Consider the following 7,958-nt stretch of genomic DNA (forward strand, 5'->3'; position numbering starts at 1 on the left):
CCTGCGCCACCTGCCGCCGTGCCGACTGCCGGCAGCGCCTCGCTGCACGTGCAGTACGTGGCCGATTGCTGGACGTCGGTCACCGATGGCAATGGCAAGGTGCTGCTCAACGCCACCAAGCGCAAGGGTGACACCCTGGAGCTGACCGGCAAGCCGCCGTTCGCGGTGCGCCTGGGCTTTGCCCGTGGCGCGCAGATCACTTACAACGGCCAGCCCGTCGACGTGGCGCCGTTCATCAGTGGCGAGACTGCTCGCCTGAAGTTGGGACAATAAGTCATGCACGGCGAATCTCCGATCAAACGTCGCGAATCGCGCAAAATCTGGGTGGGTAATGTGCCTGTCGGCGGCGATGCGCCCATCGCGGTCCAGAGCATGACCAACACCGATACCAACGACGTCGATGCGACCGTGGCGCAGATCACCCGCCTGGTCGATGCCGGCGTCGACATTGTGCGTGTCTCGGTGCCGGACATGGATGCTGCCGAAGCCTTCGGTCGCATCAAGCAGCGGGTCAGCGTGCCGCTGGTGGCCGATATCCACTTCGACTACCGCATTGCCTTGCGCGTGGCCGAACTGGGTGTGGACTGCCTGCGCATCAACCCAGGCAACATCGGCCGGGAAGACCGTGTGCGCGCGGTGGTGGATGCGGCACGTGATCGGGGTATCCCGATCCGCATCGGCGTCAACGCCGGCTCCCTGGAAAAGGACCTGCAGAAAAAGTACGGCGAGCCGACCCCGGCCGCGCTGGTCGAATCGGCCCTGCGCCACGTCGAGCACCTCGACCGCCTGAACTTCCCCGACTTCAAGGTCAGCGTGAAAGCCTCCGACGTGTTCATGGCCGTGGAAGCCTACCGCCTGCTGGCCAAGCAGATCGTGCAGCCGCTGCACCTGGGCATCACCGAAGCCGGTGGCCTGCGTTCGGGCACGGTGAAATCGGCGGTGGGCCTCGGTATGCTGCTTGCCGACGGGATTGGCGATACTATCCGCATCTCGCTGGCGGCCGACCCGGTCGAAGAAGTGAAGGTCGGCTACGACATCCTCAAGTCGCTGCACCTGCGTTCGCGTGGCATCAACTTCATCGCCTGCCCGAGCTGCTCGCGGCAGAATTTCGATGTGGTCAAGACCATGAACGAGCTGGAAGGGCGCCTCGAAGACCTGCTGGTACCGCTGGACGTCGCGGTGATCGGCTGTGTGGTCAACGGTCCCGGCGAAGCCAAGGAAGCCCATGTAGGGCTGACCGGCGGCACGCCGAACCTGATCTACATCGATGGCAAACCGGCGCAGAAGCTGACCAATGACAACCTGGTGGACGAGCTGGAAAAACTCATCCGCCAGAAAGCGGCCGAAAAGGCCGAGGCCGACGCGGCAGTGATTGCCCGCGGTTGACCGACACCGATTTCGTTAAGGATTTACCGTGAGCAAATCGCTGCAAGCCATCCGTGGCATGAACGACATCCTGCCCGAGCAGACCCCGCTGTGGCGCTATTTCGAGAGCACCGTGGCCGGCCTGCTGGACACCTACGGCTATCGCCAGATTCGCACGCCGATCGTCGAGCCGACCGAGCTGTTCAAGCGCTCGATCGGTGAAGTGACCGACATCGTCGAAAAAGAGATGTACACCTTCGCCGACCGCAACGGCGACTCCCTGACCCTGCGCCCGGAAGGCACCGCTGCCTGCGTGCGTGCGGTGCTTGAGCATGGCATCAGCGGCGGTGGCCAGGTGCAGAAGCTGTGGTACATCGGCCAGATGTTCCGCCACGAACGTCCGCAAAAAGGCCGCTATCGTCAGTTCCACCAGATCGGCCTGGAGGTATTCAACCTCGACGGCCCGGACATCGACGCCGAGCTGATCGTGATGACCTGGCGCCTGTGGGGCCTACTGGGCATTCGTGACGCGGTCAAGCTCGAGCTCAACAGCCTGGGCACCAGCGAAGCGCGGGCGCGCTACCGCGACGCGCTGGTCGAGTTCCTCTCGGCCCGCCTGGAGCAACTGGACGAAGACAGCCAGCGCCGTCTCAAGACCAACCCGCTGCGCATCCTCGACAGCAAGGACGCCAATACCCAGGCTGCCTTGGTCGGTGCGCCGAAGCTGGAAGACTACCTGGACGAAGAATCGCGCGTGCACTTCGAGGGCCTGAAGGCTCGCCTGGACGCCGCCGGCATCCCGTTCGTGATCAACACCAAGCTGGTGCGTGGCCTGGACTATTACAGCAAGACCGTGTTCGAGTGGGTCACCGACCAGCTCGGCTCGCAGGGCACCGTGTGCGCGGGCGGCCGTTACGACGGCCTGGTCGAGCAGATGGGCGGCAAGCCGACCCCGGGCGTCGGCTTTGCCATGGGTATCGAGCGCCTGATCCTGCTGATCGAAACCCTGGGCAAGGTGCCGGAGTCGATCGCACGTCAGGTCGACGTGTACCTGTGCGCCTTTGGCGAGCAGGCCGAGCTTGCGGGCCTGGCCCTGAGCGAGCGCCTGCGTGACCGTCTGCCGGCCTTGCGCCTGCAGGTCAACGCAGGGGCGGGCAGCTTCAAGAGCCAGTTCAAGAAGGCCGACAAGAGCAACGCTCTGTACGCCTTGATCCTGGGGGACGACGAACTGGCGCAACAAGTGGTAGGTTTCAAACCCCTGCGTGGTCAGGGCGAACAACAAAACATTGCCTGGGATGCTCTGGCCGAGCACCTGGAAGCTTCTCTCGCGCAGGCGTGAAGCGGGTCAACAGCCAGATTTGGTGAAAAGGAGTATTGGGGTGTCGAGTAGCGATGATGAACAGCTGGCCGCATTCAAGGATTGGTGGCAGCGCAACGGCAAACCACTGCTGACCGGCGGCCTGTTGGCGCTGGTTGTGGTGTTGGGCTGGAATACCTGGCAGAAGTACCAGGGCAACCAGTCGCAAGGTGCTTCGAACCTCTACCAGGCCTTGCTGGAAACCACCCTGACGCCGACTGGCCAGCCAGACATGGCCAAGGTCGCGGACCTGTCGGGCAAGCTCAAGAACGAATTCGGCGGCTCGGCCTATGCCCAGTACGCCAGTCTGTTCGTGGCCAAGGTTGCGGTCGAGAGCGGCAAGCTCGACGACGCCGCTGCCGAGCTCAAGAGCGTGCTCGACAAGCCGGCTGACGCCACCCTGGGCGAGATCGCCCGGCAGCGTCTGGCCCGTGTACTGGCCGCGCAGAACAAGGTCGAAGACGGCCTGAAGCTGCTTGAAGGCGATGCCGACAAGGCTTTCCTGGCCAGCCGTGAAGAACTCAAGGGCGACCTGCTGGTACAGCTGGGCCGCGCCGACGATGCTCACGCCGCGTATGAAAAAGCCAAGGCCGCGCTGTCTGACGACGCTGCGATCGGTGGCCTGCAACTCAAGCTCGACGACCTGGCCAAAGGGGATGCGTGACGTGATCGGTTGGAAACATGCAGCAGTGCTGGCCGTGGCCCTTCTGGCCGTTGGTTGCAGCAGCAACAGCAAAAAGGAATTGCCGCCGGCCGAGCTGACCAAGTTCACCGAAGAGGTGGTCCTGAAGAAGCAATGGAGCCGTTCGATCGGTGATGGCCAGGGCGACAGCTTCAACATGCTGGTCCCGGCCATCGAGAATGACCGCATCTACGCTGCCGATGTCACGGGCGTGGTCATGGCGATGGACCGCATGAACGGTGACGTGGCCTGGAAACAGGACCTCGACCTGCCGGTCTCCGGCGCGGTGGGCGTGGGCTACGGCATGGTCATGCTGGGCACCCTCAAGGGCGAAGTGATTGCCCTGGATGCCAGCACCGGCGAAGAAAAATGGCGTTCGAAGGTGACCAGTGAAGTACTGGCACCACCGGCGACCAACGGTGACGTGGTGGTGGTGCAGACCCAGGACGATCGCGTGATCGGCCTGGATGCCAGCACCGGCGAACGCCGCTGGATCTACGAGAGCACCCCGGCGGTCCTCACCTTGCGTGGCACCGGTGCGCCAATCGTGACCAATCGCCTGGCCGTGGCCGGCCTGTCCACCGGCAAGGTGGTTGCACTGGATACCCAGAACGGCGTGCCGGTCTGGGAGCAGCGTGTTGCCATCCCGCAAGGTCGCTCGGAGCTGGACCGCGTGGTCGACATCGACGGCGGCCTGCTGCTGTCGGGCGGCACGCTCTATGTAGCCAGCTACCAGGGCCGCGTCGCCGGCCTGGAACTGGAAAGCGGCCGTGTACTGTGGCAGCGTGATGCCTCCAGCTACGCGGGTGTCGCCCAGGGCTTTGGCAACGTCTACGTGAGCCTGGCAGCGGGCACCGTCGAAGGCATCGACGAGCGTTCGTCGTCGGCACTGTGGAGCAACGATTCGCTGGCACGTCGCCAGCTGTCGGCGCCGGAAGTGTTCTCCAGCTACGTGGCAGTGGGCGACCTGGAAGGTTACCTGCACCTGCTGAGCCAGGTGGACGGCCGCTTCGTGGGCCGCGAGCGCATCGACAGCGACGGCGTGCGTGCACGGCCGCTGGTGGTGGGCGACATGATTTATGTGTATGGCAACAGCGGCAAACTCGAAGCGCTGACCATTCGCTGAGTCTATGCTTGAGGCCTGCGGGCCTTGGGCTGCGGCGCCTTCGGGGCGCCGCCCGAACTCCGGCCGCTGCACTGCAGCGGCCTTTGTATTTTTTGAATTCAAGCAGTGGAGAGCCGCATGGTTCCCGTAATCGCCCTGGTGGGCCGACCGAACGTCGGCAAATCTACAATGTTCAACCGCCTGACCAGGACCCGCGATGCCATCGTTGGCGACCTGTCTGGCCTGACCCGTGACCGTCAATATGGTGAAGCGCGCTGGCAAGGGCGCTCCTATATCCTGGTCGACACCGGCGGTATCTCCGGTGACGAGCATGGCATGGACGAAAAGATGGCCGAGCAGTCGCTGCTGGCCATCGAGGAAGCGGATGTCGTGCTGTTTCTGGTGGACGCCCGTGCCGGTCTGACCGCTGCCGACCAGATGATTTCCGAGCATTTGCGCAAGCGCAACAAGCGTTCGTTCCTGGTCGCCAACAAGATCGACAATATCGATCCGAACACCGCCATTGCCGAGTTCTCGCCATTGGGCATGGGCAATGCCATCGGTGTGGCCGGCGCCCAGGGGCGTGGCGTGAACAACCTGCTGGAAGCTGTGCTCAGCGACTTCCCGCGGGACAAGGACGAAGAAGAAATCGACATGAACGTCGCCGAGGGCGAGGAAGCGGTCCGCATTCCTGGCCCCAGCGAGAAAGATGGCATCAAGATCGCCATCATCGGTCGCCCCAACGTCGGCAAGTCGACCCTGGTCAACCGCATGCTCGGTGAAGACCGGGTCATCGTGTATGACGAGCCGGGCACCACCCGCGACAGTATCTACATTCCCTTCGAGCGCAACGAAGAGAAGTACACGCTGATCGACACCGCCGGTGTGCGCAAGCGCGGCAAGATCCACGAGGAAGTCGAAAAGTTCTCGGTGGTGAAAACCCTGCAGGCGATCAAGGACGCCAACGTGGTGATCTTTGTCATGGACGCCCGCGAAGGCGTGGTAGACCACGACCTGAACCTGCTGGGCTTTGCCCTGGAAGCCGGCCGCGCCATCGTGATCGCGCTGAACAAGTGGGACGGCATGCTGCCGGGCGAACGTGACTACGTGAAGACCGAGCTGGAGCGCCGGCTGTTCTTCGTCGATTTCGCGGACATTCACTTCATCTCGGCGCTGCACGGCACCGGCGTGGGCAACCTGTACCAGTCGGTGCAGAACTCGTTCAAGTCGGCCGTTACCCGCTGGCCGACCAGCCGCCTGACGCAGATTCTGGAAGACGCGGTCAGCGAGCACCAGCCGCCGATGGTCAACAGCCGTCGCATCAAGCTGCGCTATGCCCACCTGGGCGGCGCCAACCCGCCGATCATCGTGATCCACGGCAACCAGGTGGAGAAGGTACCGAAGTCGTACTCGCGCTACCTCGAAAACACCTACCGTCGTGTGCTGAAGCTGGTCGGTACGCCGATCCGCATCGAGTACAAGGGTGGCGAGAACCCGTACGAAGGCAACAAGAACACCTTGACTGACCGCCAGGTCAACAAGAAGCGCCGCCTGATGTCGCACCACAAGAAGTCGGCCAAGAAGCGCAAAGACAAGCGCTGATCTACCGGCCTCTTCGCTGGCAAGCCAGCTCCCACAGGTTGATTGCTGCCCTTGAGGCCAATGCAGTTCCTGTGGGGGCTGGCTTGCCAGCCAAAGGCTGCGTAGCAGCCAGGATGTCGCCTTTTTCCTGCCGGTCCAATCCGCTATGCTCGGAGCCTGACCGCGCAGGAAAGAGGGCTTCATGATCAGCAGCAAGTTGCCGAACGTCGGCACTACCATCTTTACCACCATGTCCCAGCTCGCCGTACAGACCGGCGCCTTGAACCTGTCTCAGGGCTTTCCCGATTTCAACGGTCCGCAGGCACTGCTCGACGCGGTAGGGCGGCACATCAGTGCCGGCCACAACCAATATTCCCCGATGACCGGTTTGCCCGCCCTGCGCCAGCAGGTAGTGGCCAAGATTGCCCGCAGCTACGGCAAAAGCGTCGATGCTGACAGCGAAGTGACCATCACCCCAGGGGCCACTGCCGCGATCTTCTGTGCCATCCACGCGGTGATTCGTCCAGGCGACGAGGTGATTGTCTTCGACCCCTGCTACGACAGCTACGAACCCGCCGTGGAACTGGCCGGTGGGCGCTGCGTACACGTGCAACTGGCGGCCGATACCTTCGCCATCGACTGGCAGAAGCTCAGCGATGCACTGAGCCCACGCACGCGCATGATCGTCATCAATTCCCCGCACAACCCCAGCGGCGCCTTGATCACGCGTGAAGAACTGGACCAGCTGGCAGCCCTGATCGCCGAGCGCGATATCTACCTGCTCAGCGACGAGGTGTATGAACACCTGGTCTACGACGGCGTGAGCCACGCCAGTGTGCTGGCCCACGAGGCGCTGTATGCGCGCGCCTTCGTGGTCAGCTCGTTCGGCAAGACCTACCACGTCACCGGTTGGAAGACCGGCTACGTGGTGGCGCCACCGGCCTTGAGCGCCGAGTTGCGCAAGGTGCACCAGTACGTCAATTTCTGTGGTGTGACCCCGCTGCAATGGGCGCTGGCCGATTTCATGGCCGAGCACCCCGAGCATGTCCAGACATTGCCGGCGTTCTACCAGGCCAAGCGCGACCTGTTCTGCGACCTGCTCAAGACGTCGCGCTTGCAGTTCACGCGGGCCGCCGGCACGTACTTCCAGCTGGTCGACTATTCAGCGATTCGCCCGGACCTCAATGATGTCGAGATGTCCGTGTGGCTGACCCGCGAGCACGGCGTGGCGACCATTCCGGTCTCGGTGTTCTACCAGCAGCCCATCCCCAAGCAGCGCCTGGTGCGCCTGTGCTTTGCCAAACGCGAGGAGACGCTGCGCCAGGCAGCGGAAAAGCTATGCGCGATCTGAGTTCACTGCCCAACCTGACCATCGCCCTGGTGCAGACCACCCTGGCCTGGCAGGACCGTCTGGCCAACTACGAGCATTTCGAGGCGCTGCTGGAGCAGGCCCGCGGTGCCGACCTGATCATGCTGCCCGAGATGTTCACCACCGGGTTTTCGATGGACTCCGAAAGCCTGGCCGAGCCCGAGCAGGGGCCAACCTACAAATGGCTCAAGAGCCAGGCCAAGCGGCTCGACGCGGTGGTGACCGGTAGCGTGATCATCCAGGCTGACGATGGCAGCCACCGCAACCGCCTGCTGTGGGCGCGCCCGGATGGCGAGATCCTGTTCTACGACAAGCGCCATCTGTTCCGCATGGCCAGCGAGCACAAGCACTACACGCCTGGCGAGCGCCAGGTGCAGTTCGAGCTCAAGGGCTGGCGGGTGCGGCCGCTGATCTGCTACGACCTGCGCTTCCCGGTGTGGAGCCGTGATGCCCAGGACACCGACCTGTTGCTGTACACCGCCAACTGGCCGGCGGCGCG

8 protein-coding genes are annotated in these 7,958 nt (G+C 63.4%); all 8 read left to right on the forward strand.

From position 1 onward, the window contains the following. A partial coding sequence (locus G3436_RS23385) for a DUF4115 domain-containing protein (RefSeq protein WP_163950043.1) occupies positions 1 to 273 on the forward strand: 273 nt, incomplete at its 5' end. A gap of 3 nt (positions 274 to 276) precedes the next feature. Next, positions 277 to 1,386: a flavodoxin-dependent (E)-4-hydroxy-3-methylbut-2-enyl-diphosphate synthase gene (gene ispG, locus G3436_RS23390; RefSeq protein WP_163950046.1), complete on the forward strand. Its 1,110-nt coding sequence runs from the start codon at positions 277 to 279 to the stop codon at positions 1,384 to 1,386. A gap of 28 nt (positions 1,387 to 1,414) precedes the next feature. Continuing rightward, entirely contained in the window at positions 1,415 to 2,704 is a 1,290-nt protein-coding gene (gene hisS / locus G3436_RS23395; protein WP_163950048.1) for a histidine--tRNA ligase, read from the forward strand. Between the two features lie 40 nt (positions 2,705 to 2,744). After that, a complete protein-coding gene (locus tag G3436_RS23400; RefSeq protein ID WP_163950050.1) occupies positions 2,745 to 3,386 on the forward strand; it encodes a tetratricopeptide repeat protein in 642 nt (213 codons plus the stop codon). After that, on the forward strand, positions 3,379 to 4,530 hold the full coding sequence (gene bamB / locus G3436_RS23405; RefSeq protein ID WP_163950052.1) for an outer membrane protein assembly factor BamB: 1,152 nt from the start codon (positions 3,379 to 3,381) through the stop codon (positions 4,528 to 4,530). Before G3436_RS23400 ends, bamB begins: the two co-directional genes overlap by 8 nt. A gap of 117 nt (positions 4,531 to 4,647) precedes the next feature. Next, positions 4,648 to 6,111, forward strand: coding sequence for a ribosome biogenesis GTPase Der (der, locus tag G3436_RS23410; protein ID WP_163950054.1), 1,464 nt, complete (start codon positions 4,648 to 4,650; stop codon positions 6,109 to 6,111). 181 nt (positions 6,112 to 6,292) lie between these two features. Then, the gene (locus tag G3436_RS23415; protein ID WP_163950056.1) at positions 6,293 to 7,441 is read left to right on the forward strand and encodes a pyridoxal phosphate-dependent aminotransferase; all 1,149 of its coding nucleotides are present in this window, start codon (positions 6,293 to 6,295) and stop codon (positions 7,439 to 7,441) included. Continuing rightward, a partial coding sequence (locus G3436_RS23420; protein WP_163950059.1) for a nitrilase-related carbon-nitrogen hydrolase occupies positions 7,429 to 7,958 on the forward strand: 530 nt, incomplete at its 3' end. The genes G3436_RS23415 and G3436_RS23420, both read left to right, overlap by 13 nt.

The organism is Pseudomonas brassicae, from assembly GCF_010671725.1.
Classification (GTDB): Bacteria; Pseudomonadota; Gammaproteobacteria; order Pseudomonadales; family Pseudomonadaceae; genus Aquipseudomonas; species Aquipseudomonas brassicae.